We start from the raw sequence: 265 nt of genomic DNA on the forward strand, positions 1-265 counted from the left end.
GGACTGCCTGCGGTGATCCTCCGCAACAACTGGTACACCGAGAACTACGCCGCCGACCTCGCGCGCGCCGCCGAGACGGGCGTGCTCGCCGCCGGCGCCGGCGACGGACGTGTCGCCTCGGCGAGCCGCAAGGACTTCGCCGAAGCCGCGGCCGCAGTGGCGCTCGAGGACGGGCACATCGGCGAGGTCTACGAGCTGGGCGGCGACGTCGCCTGGAACTACTCCGACCTCGCCGCGGCGTTCGCCGAGGTGACGGGACGCGAGG

Annotated in this window: 1 pseudogene; it reads left to right on the top strand. The window is 73.6% G+C overall.

Annotated features, from left to right (window positions below):
• Positions 1-265: pseudogene (locus B2869_RS17360) on the top strand (NAD(P)-dependent oxidoreductase); the annotation flags it as partial.

The sequence above is a fragment of the Microbacterium sp. UBA3486 genome (genome assembly GCF_002377845.1).
Classification (GTDB): domain Bacteria; phylum Actinomycetota; class Actinomycetes; order Actinomycetales; family Microbacteriaceae; genus Microbacterium; species Microbacterium maritypicum_A.